This window comes from Plesiomonas sp. PI-19 (assembly GCF_021368255.1).
GTDB classification, from domain to species: Bacteria; Pseudomonadota; Gammaproteobacteria; order Enterobacterales; family CAMTGL01; genus Plesiomonas; species Plesiomonas shigelloides.
Genome location: NZ_JAJNMQ010000001.1, coordinates 563,817 through 584,895, shown reverse-complemented (window position 1 = coordinate 584,895; position 21,079 = coordinate 563,817). Strand labels below are relative to the sequence as shown.

Here is a 21,079-nt window from a genome sequence, read left to right as displayed (position 1 = left end):
GTTTACGCGCAGTTCACACAACGCGGGTGAGAGCAGGCAAATAGTGCGAGCAAGCATCAGATGATGCGATTTTCCTGCAGCTTGGCCAAACGGGCCTCTTCCGCCATTTTAGCTTTACGCTTATCGCACGGCTCAGGGCAGTTACAGACCTTTTCCAGACCTAAGCTGGCAATTCCGCCACAGCTGCCATGAATGCTTTTCTTCTGCACAATATAGCCAATTGCCATACCGGCAATGACCAACACAAATACCGCAAACGTAGCAATAAATACGGTCATCGAAGCTCCTTACGGTTGCTTTTGCAGATAGGGTTTAAACGCCTCGGTGGCCACTTCTTTGAAGCCATCGGCAGTTTTGATGATCATAAAGGCCGCAATGTTGTGAGCGTTAGCCACTTTGAGCGCTTCTTCCTCGCCCAAGACATTCAGACCGGTCGACAGACCATCAGCTTCCATACACGTTGGTGCCAGCACGGTGATAGACACCATCTTGTGCTGAATCGGCTCGCCAGTGCGCGGGTCAATGGTGTGCGAATAACGCTTCCCATCTTGCTCAAAGTAATTGCGGTAATCACCAGAGGTAGCAATCGCCATATTTCCCGGCGCGATAATTTCCTGCGCGGTTTGGTCTACACCCGCAACCGGCTTTTCAATGGCGATACGCCACGGGTTACCCTGTGCGTTATGACCGTGCAGACGCACTTCGCCGCCAATCTCCACCATGTAGTTTTGGATCCCAAGCGACGCTAAATACTCGGCCACCTGATCGACACCAAACCCTTTGGCAATCGATGACAAATCGACATACAGCTCAGGGATCGCTTTCACCAGCGCATCACCCTGTACCGACAAATGACGAATACCGACGCGCGCTTTGCGCTCCGCCAGCGCTTCAGGCGTTGGCACTTTGTCTGGGCGACCTTCTGGACCAAAGCCCCACAGGTTCACCAGCGGCCCCACGGTCACATCCAGTGCTCCGTGCGTCACTTGATTGATGCGCAAAGCTTCACGCACCACTTTGGCAGTATCGGCAGACACGGCAAATGGCGTGTTAACGGCGGTACTGCTGTTAAAGCGGCTCAGCTCGGATTTCGGTCGATAGGTCGACATCTGGTCATTGACCAGTTCGAGACGCTTATCGATTTCGGTTTTCACCTGCTCCGGCGCTGGCAAATTATCTTGGTTAATGTACTTGATGGAGTAATAGGTCCCCATCGTTTGGCCTTGCAGGGCAATCTGTTCGTTTGACGAACTGTCATTACACCCACTTAGAAAAAAGGCCAGCCCGACCAGGGCTAGCCATTGCTTAGTTTTTACAAACATGCGGGATATCAACCACCAAAGTCATCCAGCAGAATGTTTTCATCTTCAACGCCCAGATCTTTGAGCATCTTAATGACCGCGGCGTTCATCATTGGAGGACCACACATGTAGAATTCGCAGTCTTCCGGCGCCTCGTGATCACGCAGATAGTTCTCGTAAATCACGTTGTGGATGAAGCCGGTGTAACCGGTCCAGTTGTCTTCCGGTAACGGATCAGACAACGCCACATTCCACGTAAAGTTCGGGTTCTCAGCTGCCAGCATATCGAAATCTTCTACATAGAACATTTCGCGCTTAGAACGAGCACCATACCAGAAGCTCATCTTACGCTTGGAGTGCAGACGCTTCAACTGGTCGAAAATGTGGGAACGCATTGGCGCCATACCCGCACCACCACCGATGAACACCATTTCGTTGTCGGTGTCTTTGGCGAAGAACTCACCAAATGGACCAGAAATGGTCACCTTGTCACCCTTCTTCAGAGACCAGATGAAAGAAGACATCTGACCTGGAGGAGCATCTGGGTTGCTTGGTGGCGGCGTAGCGATACGCACGTTCAGCATAATGATGCTCTTCTCTTCCGGATAGCTCGCCATGGAGTATGCACGGATGATTGGCTCATTAACCACTGACTCATAACGGAACAGGTTGTACTTGTCCCAATCTTCACGATATTCCTCAGGAACATCGAAGTCAGAGTATTTAATGTGGTGCGCTGGCGCTTCGATCTGGATATAACCACCGGCACGGAATGGCACTTCTTCGCCTTCCGGAATTGCCAGTACCAGTTCTTTAATGAAGGTGGCAACGTTATCGTTAGAGATAACTTCACATTCCCACTTCTTCACGCCGAAGATCTCTTCTGGCAGCTCGATCTTCATGTTTTCTTTCACGTTCACCTGGCAAGCCAGACGGCAACCTTCTGCCGCTTCGCGCTTGGTGATGTGAGACAGTTCGGTCGGCAGTACATCACCGCCGCCTTCCAGCACTTTGGCATGGCACTGACCACAAGAGCCACCGCCACCACAGGCTGAAGAAACGAAAATCCCGTTGGCTGCCAAAGCACCCAGCAGCTTACCGCCAGCCTGAGTCGTGATGGTCAGGTTAGGATCGCCGTTGATTTCAATCGTAATGTCACCGGAACTTACCAGCTTGGATTTGGCAAACAGAATTACCAAAACCAATGCCAGCAGGATCAGGGTGAACATTACTACGCCAAGAATAATTTCCATTGAATGTTCCTATACGCCCTGATTACAACTGGATACCGGAGAAGGACATGAAGCCCAGCGCCATCAGACCTACAGTGATAAAGGTAATACCCAGACCACGCAGACCTTTCGGTACGTCGGAATACTTCATCTTCTCACGCAGACCGGCCAGAGCCACAATCGCCAGCATCCAACCGATACCGGAGCCGATACCGTATACGATGGATTCGCTGAAGTTGTAGTCACGCTGCACCATGAAAGATACGCCGCCGAAGATCGCACAGTTTACGGTGATCAGCGGCAGGAAGATGCCCAGCGCGTTGTACAGTGGTGGGAAGAACTTATCCAGCACCATTTCCAGGATCTGTACCAGAGCTGCGATTACACCGATAAAGGTGATGAAGCTCAGGAAGCTCAGATCAACGCCAGCAACCAGTGCGCCATCTTTCAGGATCAGGTTGAACACCAGGTTGTTAACTGGAACAGCAATACCCAGAACGACGGTTACTGCGATACCCAGACCAAACGAGGTCGCCACTTTCTTGGACACTGCCAGGAAAGTACACATCCCCAGGAAGAAGCCCAGCGCCATATTTTCAATGAAAATAGAGCGGACAAACAGACTGATATAATGTTCCATCTGCCGTTAATCCTTCTCGTTTTGTTCAGGCTTGTAAGTACGGATAGCCCAAATCAGACCACCAATGATAAAGAATGCGCTTGGTGCCAGCAGGAACAGACCGTTGCTCTGATACCAGCCACCATCCTGTACCAGAGGCAGAATGGACACGCCGAACAGTTTGCCGGAACCGATCAGTTCACGCAGGAACGCAACGGCCAGCAGGATCGCACCGTAGCCCAGACCGTTACCGATACCGTCCAAGAAGCTCTCTTTTGGAGGCGACTTCATTGCATAGGCTTCCGCACGGCCCATTACGATACAGTTGGTGATGATCAGACCCACGAATACCGACAGCTGCTTGGAGATCTCATAGGCATACGCCTTCAGCACCTGGTCTACCACGATTACCAGCGAGGCGATGATCGCCATCTGCACGATAATACGTACACTGTTCGGAATATGGTTACGAATCAGTGAGATAAACAAGTTGGAGAACGCGGTTACCACAGTTACCGCCAGCGTCATTACAAACGCGGTTTCCATCTTGGTGGTCACGGCCAGTGCCGAACAGATACCCAGAATCTGCAGTGCAATCGGGTTGTTATCCAGTACCGGGCCGACCAACAGTTTTTTCATTTCTTTACGATCAACCATTGTTCAACTCTCCAGCACGCACCTTGGCCAGGAATGGACCAAAGCCATTCTCGCTCAGCCAGTAGTCAAAGGTGTTCTGTACGCCGTTACCGGTCAGAGTTGCACCTGACAGACCATCGATCGCATACGGATCGTTTGGCAGTGCGGTTCCTTTCACGATATGAATTGCCGGCTTACCGTCGACATCAAACAGCTTCTTGCCAACCCACAGCTTACGCCAGTTCGGGTTTTCAATTTCGCCGCCCAGACCCGGGGTTTCACCCTGATCGTAGTAAGTGATGCCTTTTACGGTGTTGCCATCAATGTCTACCGCCAGGAAGGCGTACATCATGGACCACAGACCGGTACCGTGTACTGGCAGGATCACTTGCGTTACCTTGCCTTCGGTATCACGTACCAGATACACCGCCGACACTTTCGCGCGACGCTTGATCTTCGCTACGTCCTGATCAGCAGGGATGCTGATGCTCAGCGCTGGGTCTTTATCCGCAGCACGCTGGTCGTAGTGAGCGGCATCACCTTCAACGAAGTTGCCGGTCGCCAGATCCACCAGACGTGGTTCGATGAACTTGCTGAATGTCTCTTTAACATTGACATTCGGCTGCAATAAGCCCGCAACAGACAGAATGTTACGCTGCTTATCCAGCTGCTTTTGTTCAATCTGGGTAGACTTCAGACCCACCGCAGCACCGGCTACGATGATGGAGCACACCAGACTGAGGGAAATTACCACCAGCAGCGTTTTGGCGATGCTATCGTTACTCTTAGCCATTACGCGCATTCCTCCGCTTGATGTTTGCCTGTACCACCAGATAGTCGAAAATCGGGGCAAACAGGTTAGCAAACAGAATTGCCAGCATCATACCTTCCGGATACGCCGGGTTAACCACACGAACCAGTACTGCCATCACGCCGATCAGCGCACCGTACCACCACTTACCTTTATTGGTAAAAGAGGCTGATACTGGGTCAGTCGCCATGAACGCCATACCGAACGCAAAACCACCCAGCACCAAATGCCAGTACCAAGGCATGGCAAACATCGGGTTAGTTGCAGAGCCGATCAGGTTAAACAGCGTAGAGGTCACCACCATACCGATCATGACACCGGCAATGATGCGCCAAGAGGCAACACGGATGTACACCAGGAATGCCGCACCCAGCAGGATCATCAGGGTAGACACTTCACCGATGGAGCCTGGAATGTTACCCAGGAATGCGTCGAACCACGTGATTGCTTGACCGGTTGCATTGTGCACCAGACCTGCTTGACCTTGAGTTGCCCACTGGGACAGCGCGGTCGCACCAGAGAAACCGTCAGCAGCGGTCCATACCAGATCGCCGGAGATTTGTGCTGGGTAAGCAAAGAACAGGAATGCACGACCAGCCAGAGCAGGGTTCAGGAAGTTACGGCCAGTACCACCAAAGATCTCTTTAGCGACAACAACACCGAAACTGATACCCAGCGCGGCTTGCCACAATGGCAGAGTCGGCGGAACAATCAGGGCAAACAGAATAGAGGTTACGAAGAAACCTTCGTTAACTTCATGGCCGCGCACGATAGCAAACAGCACTTCCCATGTCGCACCTACCGCAAATACCACGGCAAAGATTGGCAGGAAGTAGGTTGCACCCAGCAGCATTTTACTGCCCCAGCCAGCGTCAGCCGCGGTCATCGAACCACCCAGCGCTTCAACCAGAGAGTAGTGCCAGTCACCGGCAACGATCTGAGCCAGTTGCTCAGCACCGTACATGTGGTTCAGGGCAATAATGGCCTGTGCACCGGTATTGTACAGACCCCAAAACAGGGCTGGGAATACGGCGATCCACACCATGATCATCATACGCTTAAGGTCTATCCCGTCACGAACGTGGGCAGACGTACGGGTAACAGTACCCGGCGTATAGAAAATGGTAGCCACGGCTTCGTATACGGCATAGAACTTCTCGTACTTGCCGCCTGGCTCGAAATGATGTTCGAGCTTTTCAAGAGCGTGTTTCAAACCCATCTCGATTAACCTTCTTTCTCAATCTTGGTCAGGACATCACGCAAGATTGGGGCATACTCATACTTGCCTGGGCACACAAAGGTACACAGCGCCAAGTCTTCTTCATCCAGTTCCAGACAACCTAATGTCTGCGCACCGTCAGTATCACCCACAATCAGATCACGCAGCAGCAGCGTTGGCAGAATATCCAGCGGCATAACACGCTCATAGCTGCCGATAGGCACCATGGCACGCTCACTGCCCTGAGTTGCGGTAGTAAATTTGAACAGATGCTTCTTAAACAGGTGCGCCAGTGTGGTGCGAGTCAGAGAGTATTTGTTTACGCCCGGCACCAGCCAGCCCATAAACTCTTTCTCACGACCTTCCAGCAGCACAGAAATCTGGTTGTGGAAACGACCCAGGAATGCATGGCTGTCAGCAGCGATAGTCCCGTTCAGTACAGAACCGGAAATCACACGGTTTTCACCGTCTTTCAGCTCACCGGCTACCAGCTGCTCGGTGCTGGCACCCAGACGGGTACGGATCAGACGCGGATTGTTCACCTGTGGGCCACCCAGCGCGATCACGCGATCGGTGTACAGCTCACCGGTAGTAAACAGTTTACCGACCGCAATCACGTCCTGATAACCAATATGCCAAACGATCTTGTTCAGGCTAACTGGCTCCAAGAAATGGATGTGCGTGCCCGCCAGACCTGCAGGATGCGGACCGGCAAACTCGGTGATCACCACTTGTGCATCGGTGGTGAATGGGATCTTCGCGCCCGGCGCTTTACACAGGTGCACTTTGCCGTCAGTCAGACGAGTCAGTACATTCAGACCCTGTACGAAAGCATCAGCCTGCTCGTTGATCACCACTTCCGGATTCGCTGCCAATGGATTGGTATCCATCGCCGTAACGAAAATGGCCACTGGCTCACTGTCTACGGCTGGCGCTTTACTGAACGGACGGGTACGGAACGCAGTCCACAGGCCGGACTCGATAAGATTGTCTTTAACTTGCTGACGATCCAGCGTCGTTAATTCGTCTGCACTGTATTGCTTGAAGGTAATTTGTTCGTCACCTTCAACGGCAATCACAACAGATTGCAACACACGCTTGGCACCTCGGTTGATTGCTACAACCTTTCCACTGGCAGGTGCAGTGAATTTCACGCCTGGGTTCTTTTTGTCTTCAAACAGAACCTGGCCTTTTTTCACCACATCCCCTTCATGCACATGCATGGTAGGGCGCATACCAATGTACTCTTCGCCTAGCGTAGCGACTTGGTTGATGGTCGGACCATCATGGATTACTTGCGTCGGCACACCCGCAATAGGGAGATCCAGACCCTTTGTAATTGTAATCATATTCACTTGCACTACTTTATCGGGAAGGAAAGAAAGATTTGTCCGAGCAAGAAACGACATCCTGACGCCTTTACCCGAGCCTGTGGAGAATGTGATTTATCGAACCTGTAGGCAAAAATCGTCCTGTCATTTCGCCGCCGGCTCACCGCCATTCCCGCTGTTAAACTCTTAAAACTTTCGCTACAGCCGTAACAGATGTAAACCCATTACAAGATGCATATTTTAGCATTTTTGTCTTCTTTGATGCCATTCTCAAAGCGGTTCTCTCTGACACAAAGCACACAAAATTGAGGTAAAAACGCAGGCTTAAACGAGCCAATATTCAATAATGTGATCAGTGCCTCACACTCAGAAAAACGTGACGGTTGATTTATTATCACACAAAAAATAAAAACAGAAACATTTGGCAACACCAACTGCACCACATGTCATTAACACAAATAAAAAAACCGGGTCACCCCGGTTTTGTGGTTAATTATCTGTTTACATCAGGGTTACTGTGCTACTTAGCGCTTATTGCCACCCAGACACTGCGGTGAATCAGGGAAATCGCCCTGAATCGCGGCCCACTCTTCCGGCGTGTAAGTATGCAGCGCCAATGCATGAATATGATGCGCAAGTTCCTCAGCTAACGCGGCGTTTACCGCGCGATGGCGCGCTAACAGGCGCTGCCCACAAAACGCATCACTCACCAGTACGACTTTGAAATGACTTTCCGAACCAGCCGGTACATTGTGGCGATGGCTTTCATTAATGACGTCCAGATGCAACGGCGCAAAGGCGGCCTGCAACTTAGCGATGATCTGTTCTTGTATCATAGACTTCCCTCTATTGATGACCGTGCACGTGCCGCTTCTTTATTATCCGATATGCTGCGAGATGCTTATTGACCAAGGTTATTTCTGCTCCATGGCCAACCGCGGCAATACGCTAAAGCGGCATGCTAATACCTTATTGTTTTTAAGCGTTTTTTTTGTTGAACCATTGTAGTAGATTCGTTCTATTGCGCCAAATTATCTCCCTTCTGGTATCAAAGGAGTCAGCACACCGATGGATCCGGTTGTTTTATTCTTCCTGCTCGGGCTGCTGGCCGGTTTAGCCCGCTCAGACTTGAAATTGCCCCCGTCTTTATACGATACGCTGTCCGTATTTTTGCTGCTGGCGATCGGCATTAAAGGTGGGCTAGAGCTGGCCAAGCAACCCCTGTTGCAGGTGTTACCGCAAACCTTGTGGGTACTGCTGATGGGCGTGGTGATCCCGCTGCTGGTTTATCCTTTACTGCGTTTCGCGGCCCTCCCCCGCCCTGATGCGGCCAGCTTGGCGGCGCACTATGGTTCGGTCTCGGTGGTGACTTTCGCCGTTGGAGTGGCGTTTTTAAGCCGCCATCAGATTGCCTATGAATCACAAACCACGCTGTTCTTGGTGTTGCTGGAAATGCCTGCGCTGGTGATTGGGGTGATCTTGGCACGCCGCGGCAGCCGCGATGACGAAAAACCGCGAGGTCATGGCTGGGGGAAATTGCTGCATGAGGTGCTATTAGGCAAAAGTATCGTACTGTTGCTCGGCGGGATGCTCATCGGTGTGCTCGCGGGCCCCGAGGGGATCAAGCCACTGGACAAACTCTATCTCGACTTGTTCAAGCCGGTGCTGACGTTGTTCTTATTAGAGATGGGTCTGGTGGTGGCGGGCAAATTCAGTTCACTGCGCCAACATGGTCTCACACTACTCTTAATGGGATTGGGGCTACCGGTACTGCTGAGCTGGGTGGGGATTGGCTTTGCCCTGCTGATGGGATTATCTGTCGGCGGCATGACCTTAATGGCTCTGCTCGCCGCTTCAGCTAGCTATATCGCCGCCCCTGCCGCCATGCGGATGGCGATCCCGCAGGCTAATCCGGCCATTTCACTGGGCGCGGCCTTGGGGATCACGTTTCCGTTTAACGTACTGCTGGGCGTTCCGCTGTATTACCAATTTGCCCAGTGGGCGGCGTAGGCCCGCACGGTAGTATCTTAGATGAGCAATCTGTACCTGATGGCATAAGCCTGATGAAAGGCATCGGATGGAATAATGCAATCAGCGCTAGCCCATACGCTGCCCCATATAAGCTACGCCCATATAAAAGGAGTACACATGCAGTTTCATACCCGCACCTTACTGACCATCGTGACCGAGGCCATCTTGGAAAACGATCTGGTCGATCTGTTTAACCGCCGCCAGATCCGCGGGTGGACCATTGTGGCGGCGCGCGGTAAAGGCGATCACGGTGAAAAACGCGGCAGCTTTGATGCCAACGAGAACATTCAGCTTGAATTGATCACCACCACCGCTACCGCAGAAGCACTAGCCACGGAGATCATGCAAGAGTTCGGGCAAGATTACGCCTTGGTGCAGTGGCTATCTGAGGTACGCGTGTTACGCGCCGACAAGTTCTAACGTGCCTTGTGCACGTGCTATATCTTCCGATTTTTTACGCCCTTTACATTGCGCAAATGGCGGCGCGCCTCGCCCATCAGATGACACGCGTTTCATGGTAAGAGTGAAACTGGCCGCAGACCGTCATGCGACTTGCGGCTGGAGCGGAAAATATTGCCGTTTTGCTCTTTTACCCCGATCGCGGGTTGTTTATTATGCTGCCTCTTAAAGCATCAACGTCTCGACACGTTTATATAAAGTTTTTAGGCTAAAGGATTGTGCGCACAATGAAAAAATTTCTCCTGCCATTACTGGCCGTCCTGTCTCTGGCCGGCTGTGTCAGCCAACCTAGCAATACCGTTGCCGTCAATCCACCGATTGCGTTGCCACACCAAGACCCAACCCTGATGGGTGCTACGATTGCCATCAGCAGCTCGGATCAACGTCCACAGCCTTACGTGGCGATGGTACGCCGTGGCGAAGGTAAACCTGAGCCGCTGTACGCGTCCCGCGACCTGCGTTTTCTGATGCAAGAAGTGCTGGAAAAGCAAATGCAAAAACGCGGCTACATGCTGGGTACCACCGGTCAAGCCACGCTGGAAATTATCCCTATTGAAATCTATGCCGATGTGACTGAAGGCAACCTGCGTCACAACATCACCACTAAAGCCAAAATTCGCGTAATCACGCGTACGCCAAAAGGTGAGATGGTGAAAGAGTACCGCGCAACCTATAACGTTCAAGGGCCGTTAGGGGCGAAGAACGAAGACATCAGCAAAGCGCTGAACGAAGTACTGAAATCTGTGATCAGCGATATGGCGCAGGATGACAGTATCAATACCTATATCCGTCAGAACAGCTGATAGGAGCCAATGATGCGTCGTTTAATGTCTATTGCTGCCACCTTGCTCGTGTGCTGGAGCAGCGCGCTGTTCGCCGCGCCTGCAGCGCCAGCGGTAACTCTGCAAACCTCACAAGGTGAGATTGCAATTGAGCTCGATCCACAAGCCGCGCCGCAAACTGTCGCCAATTTCCTGCGCTATGTGGATGACGGCAGTTATGTCGGCACACAGTTTCATCGCGTGATCCCAGGCTTTGTGGTGCAAGGCGGCGGACTGGATGCCGATCTGCGCCCACGCCCTGAGTATGCGCCAGTGAAAAATGAGTCGGCCAATGGCTTATCCAACCGTTATGGCAGTATCGCCATGGCGCGCACCTCCGATCCAGATTCAGCCACCCGCCAGTTCTATATCAACATCAGCAACAACACCATGCTGGATAACACCCCTGGCCGTCCGGGTTATGCGGTGTTTGGCAAAGTGATCCGCGGGATGGATGTGGTCGAGAAAATGGCTGCCGTTCCAACGCGCAATGCCGGTGGGATGGCCGATGTGCCGGTCACGCCGATTGTGATTGAAAAAGTCAGCGTGACGCGCTAAACCTGTCAGCAGAAGGCCAGTATTGAGGCTGTCCTTCTGCTGTATTTTTTTCTGTCGCGCGACAACACAACAGATATAGCAAAGATAAATATAACAAAGATAAAGGAGCGAACCATGCCTGCCTCTGCCGCCGAATTTGTCGCCCTGTATCAAGACGCTCTGGCCGAACACCTGCGCCTGATTTTACATGGCACGCCGCAGCCAGAGACATTGCAATTGCTGCGCGATGAGATCCTGCACCACTGGTGGGGACGCGAGCTTACCGACGACACCCCGTTATCCCCCACCGAACATGCCTTCTGGTATACCTTAGCGTTACTCGAATCGACCCCACTGCATGAGCTACGCGGCAATCGTTTTTTACGCCAGCGCCTACATACCTGCCAAGCCTTACTCAACCAGCATCCGACCAGTACCGGTGTTTTTATTCGTGGTACGCGCCCGTAAATCACAGCGCTGCTGACTCAACCCCATGCCGCGCAATCCAGCCCCATTTAACCGCTAGAGGGCTTGGTTTATCGCTACTCTCCGTATGGTTTGCCCTATCTGACGGATGCATCCGCCGCCCCTACCTGATAGCATCGTGGCTGTTTTGAATTTCACACGGAGTAACAGGCGCATGCGAGCCTCTCCTTCAAGTCTGCGAAGCACCCTTCGCAGTTACGCTGACATCCGGCTGTGGTGGATTTTTCTGCTGGGATGCGCCAGTGGTTTTCCCTGGGTGCTGATCGGCTCCAGTATGAGCGGCTGGCTGAAAGATGCCGGTATCTCCCGCGCCACCATCGGTTTTTTTGGTTCGATTTTTATCGTCTACGCCATCCACTTTATCTGGGCACCCTTGATTGACCGAGTGCGCCTGCCGTGGCTGCATGCCCGCTTGGGTCAACGCCGTAGCTGGATTGTGTTGATGCAGATTTTCATCCTGCTGGCGACGGTGGCGATTGGCTTTACCAATCCGGCCGATTCACTGCTGTGGACAACATTGCTGGCCTTTACCATTGCGGTGGCCTCTTCCACGCAAGATATCGCCATTGATGGCTACCGGATTGATATTCTGTCGCAAGACAAAGAGATGCTGCCGCAAGGCTCGGCAATGGCGGTGATCGGTTGGTGGACTGGCTATTCACTACCCGGTTATCTGGCATTTCACTTTGCCGATCAATACGGCTGGCAACATGTATTTTTAGGCATGGGCGCCATCAGCGCCTGCTGGCTGCTGGGGGTTTTAGTGATCCGTGAACCCCAAACTGGGCGCGATGAATTACAAGCCGAAGCCGAAGCCCATTACTCGCGCTATTTGCATAACAGTAAGCTAGTCACTTGGCTGGCGGTCACCGTGGTTGAGCCATTTGCCGAGTTCTTCCGCCGTAACGGCGCGTCATTGGCGCTCTCTATCTTAAGCTTTGTTTTCTTGTTCAAGATTGGTGAAGCCTTTTTAGGCCGCATGTCGATCACCTTTTATAAAGAGATCGGCTTTAGCAACCAGCAAATTGCCGAGTATTCCAAGCTGATTGGCTGGTTTGCCACCGTGGTGTTTACCCTGATGGGTAGCATGCTGAACGTGCGGTTCGGGATTGTGCGCGGACTGCTGATTGGCGGAATTGCCATGGCCGGCAGTAACCTGATGTTTGCATGGATTGCCAGCGTCGGGCCGAATGAGCATCTGTTTGCCGCCACCATTATCGTGGATAACTTTACCACCGCTTTTTCCTCGGTAGCGTTTGTCTCGTTCCTAAGCTGGCTCAGTGGACGCGCCTTCTCGGCCACCCAATATGCCTTGCTGTCATCACTGGGGAATCTGGGGCGCACCACGCTCTCGTCGTTTAGCGGACAAATGGTGGACATGTTACACGGCAACTGGACGTTATTTTTCATCTGCACCTCACTGATGGTGGTGCCGGGATTAGTCCTGCTGTTGTATGTAGGCAAACGATTTTCCGCCCTCACCACCGACCACGGCGTGCCAATGAGTGATTCAAGTCACAAATAACTAAATCGATTGCGCAATATGCTGTAAAATCTGCGAGAGCTCTCACTATGGCACTTCCCCTGAACGGGAAGTGCTTTTATTATGTGCGCCCTGTTGCACCGAGATGTAACACTATATTTCATTACCCGTTGTCGTTTTCTGAGGTATTCATGTACAAACGTCTTGCCTGTTTATCTGCACTTGCTGCCCTGACCGCTACCTCTGTTCAGGCCGAGCCTATCTACAGTTTTGCTAACGTAAGTGCGAACTACCTCGACTGGAGCAGCCGCACCACCAGCGAAACTGGTAAAAAAGACTTCCCATATCTGGAGCTGGAAGGCGGTGCCGGTTACAACTGGGGTGAAGTGTACGGCTTCTTCGATCTGGAAAACCCAACTCGTGAGTGGGATCGTGATGATGGCCGTAGCATGCGTATCGCAGCTAAAGGCACCGTGCGTTACTACCTGGGCGACTCAGGCTTTAACCTGTACGGCCACTACTACAACACCACCATGAAAGGCTTCTACGAAAATAACCTGATCTACGGTATCGGTTATAACTTCAACGTAGGTCCTGTATGGGCAAAACCATTCCTGGCAGCTAACTACACCAACAACAAATTCTTCGAAGGTAGCAACGGCTACATGTTCGGTTGGGTTCTGGGTTATGACTTCCAAGTGGCTGGCCAGAAGTTCAGCTTCACCAACTGGAACGAATATGAATTTGCCCGTGACGAAGCATACGGCAATGGCGGTAAAGATGGTCTGAACGGCGCAGCCGCTGTTTGGTGGCATCCAACCCCAAGCATCACTACCGGTATCCAGTACCGCTATGCGGACAAGAAACTGGGTAGCGAAGCCTATCAGAACGCGATGGTGTACTCCATCAAGTACAACTTCTGATAACGCTGACGGGTTACAACAAAAAACGGACACCAAGGTGTCCGTTTTTTTATGCGCGTTTTATGTGCCCGCGTTATCGGCGCTCCGTGGATACTGAACACCGCAGCGCGCCGAGAGATGATTATGCGGGCAAAAAAGCGAGATTAGTCGCGGAAGTTATTGAACTGGAATGGCTGACCCAGATCAGCGCCACGTACCAGTGCCATCACCGCTTGCAGATCGTCACGTGACTTACCGGTCACACGAACTTGCTCGCCTTGAATCTGCGCTTGAACCTTCAGCTTGGAGTCTTTAATCAGCTTCACCAGCTTCTTGGCCATGTCAGTTTCGATACCCTGCTTGAGCTTCACTTCTTTACTGAAGGTTTTACCGCTATGCTCACAGCTATCTGGCTCTTCCAGCGCGCCATTTTGGATCTCACGCTTAACCAGCGCACTGCGCAGGATGTCCATCAGCTGCTCAATCTGGAAATCTGACTCGGTCGCAACTTTGATGGTCTGATTTTTTTCGTTCATCTCGATGCTGGCAGTTACGTTACGAAAATCATAACGGCTTTCCAGTGCCTTGTTGGCATTGTTTACCGCGTTACGAACTTCCTGCATATCAATTTCAGAGACAATATCAAAAGAAGGCATGACGACTCTCTCTTCTGTCAACTCAACAATGGCGGGCATAATAGCAGAAAGTCAGGAACGACGGGAAAAGATGATGAAAATTACCGTACTGGGATGTGGTGCCGTCGGCCAGCTATGGCTAGGCTACTTGCAGGCTAAGGGGCATACCGTGCAAGGCTGGCAACGCATCGCCGAGGCAGCGCCGGTGCGCTTTACTCTGCAGCCGCCAAGCAAGCCAGACAGCGCCTCAAGCCAAGAACGCCAGTATCAGGTGCCATGCAATGACCCGCACCATCTGGCCAGCAGTGATTGCTTACTGGTGACGCTCAAAGCTGGCGCCGTTGCGCCAGCACTGTTACCGTTGCTCGACAAGCTCTCAGCAAGCTGCGCGATCGTCTTGCTGCATAACGGCATGGGCAGCTTAAGCGAACCACAACTGGCGCAAATTCAGCAACCGCTGCTACAAGGGATCACCAGCCATGGTGCGCTGCGCTATGCGACCCACAGCGTACGCCATACCGGCTACGGCGAAACCCATCTCGGTGCGCTCAATGCCGCCGGACAAACTCGGCTTGACGCTATTACCGATGCGCTCAATGCGGCGCTCCCGCCCGTCACCGCACATACCGATATCCGGCCACGGCTGTGGCACAAACTGGCGGTGAACTGTGCAATCAATCCACTGACTGCGCTGCAGCAATGTCGAAATGGCGCACTGCTGTCACAGCAAGCCGAGCTGCAGGCCTTATGCGGCGAAACGGCGGCGGTGATGAATGCCGAGGGTATCGCGGTCAGTGCTGAACAACTGCTGGCTGGAGTCAATCAGGTGATTCAGGCGACAGCAGAGAACTTTTCCTCGATGCATCAGGATATTACTCTGCAAAGAGCGAGCGAAATTGACTATATTACTGGATACTTAATTCGTCGGGCGCAAGCACATGGTCTTGCTGTCCCGCATCATCAGGCCCTGTATGCGGCCATCAAACAATTGGAGTCTGCCCATGCCAAACGCTGAACACCGCGCCACGGCACTGGTCTGTATCGCCCCTGGCTCGGAAGAGCTGGAAGCGGTGACCGTCCTCAACCTGCTGGCGCGAGCCGGCATCCGTACTACCTTAGCTAGCGTCGATGGTGATGGCGCACTGCCCGTCACCTGCTCACGAGGAACAACGTTGCTGGCCGATGCTGCGTTAATCGATGTGGCCGATCAGCCGTTCGATATGATTGTCTTACCGGGCGGTCTTGGCGGTGCGGAGTACTTTGCCCGCAGCGAATTGCTGACCGAAAAAGTGCGTCAGATGCATTTGGAAGGCCGTTGGGTGGCCGCTATCTGCGCCACACCCGTGCTGTTTTTACAGGCGCGCGGCCTGTTTGCTGACAGCAACATGACCTGCTATCCCAGCCTGTTGACCGACATCCCCGAAGAGCACCGCATCAATAAGCGCGTGACAGTCGATCCGAGGTTTAATCTGATCACCAGCCAAGGCCCCGCGACCTCGATTGATTTTGCCTTGAAAATCATCGATACCCTGTGCGGTAAAGAAACCGCGGCGCAAGTGGCGGACGAGCTGGTACTGCCGCCGGGCATTTACAATTACGCTGACTAAACCGTCAACCTCGGCATAAGGCCACAAAGCTAAAAAGCTAAAAAGCTAAAAAGCTAAATCCTCGCCATAAAAAAACCACCTAGCGATGCTTATCGTAGGTGGTTTTTTTCACTCGCTTACAAGCTAATTACGGGCGATACACTTTCACGTTCGTGAAGCCTTTCTCGCGCAGATACAGTGCCTGCAGCTTGCTCATCACGCCACGTTCGCAGAACAGCAGATAAGTCTTAGACTGATCCAGCGTATCAAATTGGGTCGACAGCTTGTAGAACGGCATGCAGGTGACGGTCACGCCTTCCAGTACCAGCGGCTTTTCCTCTTCCTCTTCAGGCGAGCGGATATCCAAGATCACTTCGTAAGCACCGAACTCCGCCACGGTTTCCACTTCTGGAATTTGCTCTTTGGCTTGCTCAGCGATATCGCGGATATCCATGTACTGCGCGTTTTCGATCACGTCATCCAAAATGGCGAAGTTGAATTTGCTCTCTTCTTCTTCAATCTTAGATTTCACCGCTTTCACGGTTGGGCTCTTGGAGATCACACCGCAGAACTCAGGCATGGTCTTAGCAAAATCTTCAGTACCGATTTGACGCGCCAGACGGATGATGTGCTCTTTGTCATGGGAGATCAAAGGACGCAAGATCAGGGTGTCAGTCACGTTATCAATCAGACGCAAGTTGGTCAGAGTCTGGCTCGAAACCTGACCCAGCGCTTCACCAGTCACCAGCGCCTGAATGCCGAATTTCTCCGCCACCGCGGATGCGGCGCGCATCATCATACGCTTTAAGATCACGCCCATCTGGCCGTCTTCAACTTTTTCCAAGATCTCACCGACTACCGGCTCAAAGTTGATGGCACAGAAGCGGACTTTGTGCGAAGAGCCAAAACGGTTCCAGATATAATGGGATACTTGCTTCACACCAATCTCGTGCGCCGAGCCACCCAGATTGAAGAAGCAGTAGTGCACGCGGCAACCACGACGGATCAACATATAGCTCGATACACCGGAGTCAAAACCACCAGAAACCAGTGACAGCACATCTTCCTGCGTACCGATTGGGTAGCCGCCCAAACCTTCATGGCGCGCTTTCACCAAACGCAGACGGTCATCTTCCACTTCCAGACGCACGGTCACTTGTGGATTGGTCAGGTTTACTGACGCGGTTTCGATATGCTGGTTCAGACCGCCGCCCACATAACGCTCAACGTCTTGTGAGTTGAAGCTCTGCTTACCACGGCGCTTAGCACGCACACAGAACGTTTTGCCTTCCAGCAGTTCACGGTTGGCCGCCAGTGTCTTTTCGAAAATATCGTGCAGATCGGTATACACGCACTCTTCGACTTCCAGAATATGGTGGATCCCTGGGGTCTGCGTCAGACCGTCCAACAGACGGGCACGGTTCTCCGCGCTGTCATTTTTGGAGCGGACTTCAATGTGATCCCAATGACGTACCACAGCCAGCGTTTCATCGTACTTTTTCAGTACGTTACGGATGTTGCCGGTCAAGATCTTGGCAAAGCGCAGTCGTACTGAATCGCTTTTGATCATGATTTCCGGGAAAAGCTTGACGATAAATTTCATATTCTTTCAGTAACACGTGGAGGTTAAGAGGAGTGCGCGAAGGCGCGGATTATACACAATAGCGTAGATGCTGTCTCACTGTTGAGCCATTCTGCGCGCAAGCGATAAAGAAAAACAGCCGTCTCGGCAAAGCGAATACGGCTGTTTTACTGAAAAGTAACTCACTCAGAATGACAGCTCACTGGCCGGCGTAGCATCAGCGGCTGGCGCGCTATCTGTTACCGCTGTACCTGTTGCCGTGGTACCTGTTGACGTGGTGGGCTGCGCAGCGGGCTGACTCACCGGTACCGTCGCTGCCGGTGACAGCGACGTCCTAGACGGAATATCTAATCCGCCAGATTCGGTCGGTTTACCCTGCAACACCAAAATCTCCACGCGGCGGTTTTGCCGACGGTGCTCTTCGCTATCATTAGGGAAACGCGGCTCGCTATCGGCCACCCCGATCACTTCCAAACGCACTGGATTGAAATGCTCGTTTTTCTCCATCTCGATAGCAATCGAGGCCGCACGCTGAGCAGACAAATCCCACGCCGAGCGGAACAAGGTGGTATCCACATTGCGATCATCGGTATGCCCGATAATGCGAATTTGCCCCGGTACACTGTTCAGCAGCGCCGTAATATCCGCCACGACCGGACGGAATTTAGGCTGCAAAAAGGCTGAACCAGCGGCAAACGCCACGCCTTCATTCATACGGATCAACAGCTGCTGGCCTAACATCTCCAGCTCGACCCCGCCGGTGAGGTTTTCACGCTCCATCATTAGCTTCAAGCGCTGATAGACCTCATCCATCGCTTTGGAGGCGGCTTTATTCTCTTCATGCGCCTGCTGCTGTTTTTCCACCTGCACTTTGGCCCCTGAGCGATCAGAATCGCCCGGCTGGAAATACAGCGTTGGTAAAGTCACATCCGCCGTTTGCTGCTGGATCACTTCCACCGGCGTCGGATCAGGACGCCCAGGGCGGTATTCCTGCGCCACCACGCTGGTGCCCTTCGGAATATCTTTCAAATCTAACCGATTTTGTACCCCGAAAGCGCTACGCACTGAACCCGCGATCTGCTTGTATTTCTCCACATCCATCTCAGAAAACGACAACAGAAGGACGAAAAAGCATAACAGCAGCGTCATCAGATCGGCGAAGGTGGTCATGTAAGCCGGCGCACCTCCAGTGCGACGGGGAATTTTACGCGGCTCGTCCATCAGGCAGCCTCGTTCATCAATTCACGCTTGGACTCATGCAGATAGTTCTTCAGTAACGACTCAATCACCCGTGGATTGAGGCCATCTTGGATAGCCAGCACGCCATCGATAATCAGACGGCGATTGAGCGCCTCTTCATCACGGCGCAGCGCCAGCTTATCGGCAATCGGGTTGGCAATCATGTTGGCAATCAACGCCCCGTACAAGGTGGTGATCAAGGCCACCGCCATCGCCGGTCCAATCGATTTCGGATCTGACATGTTCGCCAGCATCGCCACCAGACCAATCAGGGTACCGATCATCCCCATCGCCGGTGCCACATCGGCAAAGGCACGGAAAATCTGCTCGCCGCGCTCATGGCGCTCCAGCGTCAGATTCAGATCTTTTGATAGCGTCATGCGCACGGTGGCTTGCTCGTGCCCATCCACCAGCATGTCGACGGCTTTGCGCATAAACGGGTGGTCAATTTCCACCTCTTCCAGCGCCAAGAAGCCGCCCTTGCGCGCCGCATCCGCCAGCGCCACCAGCTGCATGATCAAATCATCCGCGCGGGTTGAGCGATAGAAAAAAGCTTTGGTGGCAATTTTGGCCGCGCCCCAGAACTGGCTGAGGGTAAATTTCATCATTACGACAAAAATACTGCCCCCCACCACAATCAGGACGGAAGGAATGTCCACATACACCAGTCCGTTGCCACCCATGATCATGGCATAGATGATAAATGCGAATGAAACAATCAGACCGATAAGTGTTGCCAAATCCACAACTGATTCCTCTTACAAATAAAACGCCGGCAGACAGCAAAAAACGCGCCGCAAACCCCTTTTGTTCTGGGTTTTATGCGAAAAGGGACAATAAAAATGCGTATTTGCGTCCCCATAGCACTGTGTCGGCAGCAAGTGCAAAACATTGACAGCAAAATCAAAAAAAAGCGCTCTATATCGCACACTTCATTTTGCGCCGATTTGACCGGACGGCACGGCTGGGGTAACTTTTGCGGCATTGATTTCCCAAGTTTTTACCTGCTATGGCCAGAGCTGTGAAAAAAACCACCGATTTTGCCTCCACGCTCACTGAATTGGAGCAAATCGTGACCCGTCTGGAAACGGGAGATTTACCGCTGGAAGAGGCGCTGACCGCCTTTGAACGTGGTATTGTATTGGCACGGGAAGGTCAGCAGCGGCTGGCTCAGGCAGAGCAACGGGTGCAAATCCTGCTCAGCGACAACCCGAACGCCGAATTAACCCCTTATCCAACCGATAGCCAGTCATGAGCACACTGTTTGCACAACTCTCTTCCCGGTATCGGGAGCGCATCGATCAGGTTCTGAGCCACTCGCTGTCCGCCTTGCCTTTGCAAGAGCAAGAGATGGTGCAGGCCATGCATTACGGTGCTTTGCTGGGCGGGAAACGCCTGCGTCCTTTTTTGGTGTACGCCACCGGTCAGCTGTTTGCGGTGCCGTTAGACGCGCTCGATGCGCCCGCGGCGGCGGTCGAGTGTATCCACGCCTATTCGCTGATCCATGACGATCTGCCAGCGATGGACGATGACAATCTGCGCCGTGGCCAGCCTACCTGCCACATTCGCTTTGGCGAAGCGCAGGCGATTTTGGCCGGTGATGCGCTGCAAACACTGGCGTTTACTATACTGACCGATGAGCGCGAGCCGGTGAGTGCGGCAATCCAACTAGCACAGGTACGCGAACTGGCACAGGCCAGCGGCGTGGCTGGGATGTGCGGTGGCCAAGCGCTGGATTTGGCCGCCGAAGGCAAATCCTGTTCGCTGGCGCAATTGGAACAAATCCATGCCCACAAGACCGGTGCATTGATCCGCTGTGCCGTGCGTTTAGGCGCGTTGGCGGCAGGCCCTGCCGGTCTTGCTGCATTGCCGGCGCTAGATCGCTATGCCAACGCTATCGGTCTGGCATTTCAGGTGCAAGATGACATTCTGGATGTGATCGGCGATACCGCCGTGATCGGAAAACAGCAAGGATCAGACATTACACTGGGCAAAAGTACCTATCCTGCCCTGCTGGGTATTGAAGGAGCCAAAGCCAAAGCGCGGGAATTATACCAAGAAGCTTTAGGCGCATTGCAGACTCTGCCGTACAATACTGAAGCACTGGAAGCTCTGGCCAGTTACATCATTGAGCGCGACAAATAAAACCCTAACGCGCAACGCGAGTTT

The 21,079-nt window shown here is 52.7% G+C and carries 24 protein-coding genes; 11 read left to right on the top strand and 13 right to left on the bottom strand.

From position 1 onward, the window contains the following. Positions 1 to 56: 56 nt before the first annotated feature. From nqrM to bolA, 9 genes are all read right to left on the bottom strand, one after another. The gene (nqrM, locus tag LQ901_RS02685; RefSeq protein ID WP_010864288.1) at positions 57 to 278 is read right to left on the bottom strand and encodes a (Na+)-NQR maturation NqrM; all 222 of its coding nucleotides are present in this window, start codon (positions 276 to 278) and stop codon (positions 57 to 59) included. A 9-nt stretch (positions 279 to 287) separates the two neighbouring features. Further along, positions 288 to 1,322, bottom strand: a complete 1,035-nt coding sequence (locus tag LQ901_RS02680) for an FAD:protein FMN transferase (protein WP_010864289.1) — start codon at positions 1,320 to 1,322, stop codon at positions 288 to 290. A gap of 8 nt (positions 1,323 to 1,330) precedes the next feature. Continuing rightward, on the bottom strand, positions 1,331 to 2,554 hold the full coding sequence (nqrF, locus tag LQ901_RS02675) for an NADH:ubiquinone reductase (Na(+)-transporting) subunit F (RefSeq protein WP_010864290.1): 1,224 nt from the start codon (positions 2,552 to 2,554) through the stop codon (positions 1,331 to 1,333). Positions 2,555 to 2,576: 22 nt separating this feature from the next. Further along, positions 2,577 to 3,173: an NADH:ubiquinone reductase (Na(+)-transporting) subunit E gene (nqrE, locus tag LQ901_RS02670; RefSeq protein ID WP_010864291.1), complete on the bottom strand. Its 597-nt coding sequence runs from the start codon at positions 3,171 to 3,173 to the stop codon at positions 2,577 to 2,579. A gap of 6 nt (positions 3,174 to 3,179) precedes the next feature. Then, the gene (locus tag LQ901_RS02665; RefSeq protein WP_010864292.1) at positions 3,180 to 3,809 is read right to left on the bottom strand and encodes an NADH:ubiquinone reductase (Na(+)-transporting) subunit D; all 630 of its coding nucleotides are present in this window, start codon (positions 3,807 to 3,809) and stop codon (positions 3,180 to 3,182) included. After that, entirely contained in the window at positions 3,802 to 4,581 is a 780-nt protein-coding gene (locus LQ901_RS02660) for a Na(+)-translocating NADH-quinone reductase subunit C (RefSeq protein WP_010864293.1), read from the bottom strand. Before LQ901_RS02660 ends, LQ901_RS02665 begins: the two co-directional genes overlap by 8 nt. Then, a complete protein-coding gene (locus LQ901_RS02655; RefSeq protein WP_010864294.1) occupies positions 4,574 to 5,818 on the bottom strand; it encodes an NADH:ubiquinone reductase (Na(+)-transporting) subunit B in 1,245 nt (414 codons plus the stop codon). The genes LQ901_RS02660 and LQ901_RS02655 overlap by 8 nt, the downstream gene beginning before the upstream one ends. A gap of 5 nt (positions 5,819 to 5,823) precedes the next feature. Then, positions 5,824 to 7,167, bottom strand: coding sequence for a Na(+)-translocating NADH-quinone reductase subunit A (locus LQ901_RS02650; protein WP_010864295.1), 1,344 nt, complete (start codon positions 7,165 to 7,167; stop codon positions 5,824 to 5,826). A gap of 506 nt (positions 7,168 to 7,673) precedes the next feature. Next, a complete protein-coding gene (bolA, locus tag LQ901_RS02645; protein ID WP_010864296.1) occupies positions 7,674 to 7,985 on the bottom strand; it encodes a transcriptional regulator BolA in 312 nt (103 codons plus the stop codon). A gap of 232 nt (positions 7,986 to 8,217) precedes the next feature. On the opposite strand from bolA, the gene LQ901_RS02640 reads away from it, so the two are divergent. The 7 genes from LQ901_RS02640 (at position 8,218) to LQ901_RS02610 (ending at position 13,889) form a co-directional block, all read left to right on the top strand. Then, the gene (locus LQ901_RS02640) at positions 8,218 to 9,159 is read left to right on the top strand and encodes a sodium-dependent bicarbonate transport family permease (RefSeq protein WP_039045518.1); all 942 of its coding nucleotides are present in this window, start codon (positions 8,218 to 8,220) and stop codon (positions 9,157 to 9,159) included. 138 nt (positions 9,160 to 9,297) lie between these two features. Continuing rightward, complete coding sequence (locus tag LQ901_RS02635; protein ID WP_152136403.1) at positions 9,298 to 9,600, top strand: transcriptional regulator; 303 nt, start codon at positions 9,298 to 9,300, stop codon at positions 9,598 to 9,600. Positions 9,601 to 9,866: 266 nt separating this feature from the next. Beyond that, positions 9,867 to 10,442, top strand: a complete 576-nt coding sequence (locus tag LQ901_RS02630; RefSeq protein WP_010864299.1) for a YajG family lipoprotein — start codon at positions 9,867 to 9,869, stop codon at positions 10,440 to 10,442. Between the two features lie 9 nt (positions 10,443 to 10,451). Beyond that, positions 10,452 to 11,018 carry a peptidylprolyl isomerase gene (locus LQ901_RS02625; protein WP_218572301.1) on the top strand — a complete coding sequence of 189 codons (567 nt, stop codon included), beginning with the start codon at positions 10,452 to 10,454 and terminating at the stop codon, positions 11,016 to 11,018. A gap of 114 nt (positions 11,019 to 11,132) precedes the next feature. Then, positions 11,133 to 11,465 carry a hypothetical protein gene (locus LQ901_RS02620; protein ID WP_010864301.1) on the top strand — a complete coding sequence of 111 codons (333 nt, stop codon included), beginning with the start codon at positions 11,133 to 11,135 and terminating at the stop codon, positions 11,463 to 11,465. Between the two features lie 172 nt (positions 11,466 to 11,637). Further along, entirely contained in the window at positions 11,638 to 13,008 is a 1,371-nt protein-coding gene (locus tag LQ901_RS02615; RefSeq protein ID WP_152136405.1) for an MFS transporter, read from the top strand. 149 nt (positions 13,009 to 13,157) lie between these two features. Continuing rightward, the gene (locus LQ901_RS02610) at positions 13,158 to 13,889 is read left to right on the top strand and encodes an outer membrane protein OmpK (protein WP_039045514.1); all 732 of its coding nucleotides are present in this window, start codon (positions 13,158 to 13,160) and stop codon (positions 13,887 to 13,889) included. Between the two features lie 143 nt (positions 13,890 to 14,032). Here LQ901_RS02610 and LQ901_RS02605 read toward each other — a convergent pair whose 3' ends face one another. Beyond that, on the bottom strand, positions 14,033 to 14,524 hold the full coding sequence (locus LQ901_RS02605; protein WP_010864304.1) for a YajQ family cyclic di-GMP-binding protein: 492 nt from the start codon (positions 14,522 to 14,524) through the stop codon (positions 14,033 to 14,035). A 70-nt stretch (positions 14,525 to 14,594) separates the two neighbouring features. Here LQ901_RS02605 and panE point away from each other — a divergent pair, with 70 nt between their 5' ends. Further along, positions 14,595 to 15,518, top strand: a complete 924-nt coding sequence (gene panE / locus LQ901_RS02600; protein ID WP_230405839.1) for a 2-dehydropantoate 2-reductase — start codon at positions 14,595 to 14,597, stop codon at positions 15,516 to 15,518. Further along, entirely contained in the window at positions 15,505 to 16,110 is a 606-nt protein-coding gene (yajL, locus tag LQ901_RS02595; RefSeq protein ID WP_010864306.1) for a protein deglycase YajL, read from the top strand. Before panE ends, yajL begins: the two co-directional genes overlap by 14 nt. Before the next feature lie 127 nt (positions 16,111 to 16,237). Here yajL and thiI read toward each other — a convergent pair whose 3' ends face one another. The 3 genes from thiI to pomA form a co-directional block, all read right to left on the bottom strand. After that, entirely contained in the window at positions 16,238 to 17,692 is a 1,455-nt protein-coding gene (gene thiI / locus LQ901_RS02590; RefSeq protein WP_233671948.1) for a tRNA uracil 4-sulfurtransferase ThiI, read from the bottom strand. 165 nt (positions 17,693 to 17,857) lie between these two features. Then, on the bottom strand, positions 17,858 to 18,892 hold the full coding sequence (locus LQ901_RS02585; RefSeq protein WP_152136406.1) for a MotB family protein: 1,035 nt from the start codon (positions 18,890 to 18,892) through the stop codon (positions 17,858 to 17,860). Beyond that, a complete protein-coding gene (gene pomA, locus LQ901_RS02580) occupies positions 18,892 to 19,656 on the bottom strand; it encodes a flagellar motor protein PomA (protein ID WP_010864309.1) in 765 nt (254 codons plus the stop codon). Before pomA ends, LQ901_RS02585 begins: the two co-directional genes overlap by 1 nt. A gap of 263 nt (positions 19,657 to 19,919) precedes the next feature. Between pomA and xseB the strand changes: the two genes are divergently transcribed. Further along, positions 19,920 to 20,165 carry an exodeoxyribonuclease VII small subunit gene (xseB, locus tag LQ901_RS02575; RefSeq protein ID WP_233671947.1) on the top strand — a complete coding sequence of 82 codons (246 nt, stop codon included), beginning with the start codon at positions 19,920 to 19,922 and terminating at the stop codon, positions 20,163 to 20,165. Continuing rightward, positions 20,162 to 21,055 (top strand): (2E,6E)-farnesyl diphosphate synthase, encoded by an 894-nt coding sequence (gene ispA / locus LQ901_RS02570; RefSeq protein WP_152136927.1) that lies wholly within the window; start codon positions 20,162 to 20,164, stop codon positions 21,053 to 21,055. Before xseB ends, ispA begins: the two co-directional genes overlap by 4 nt. Positions 21,056 to 21,079 lie beyond the last annotated feature (24 nt).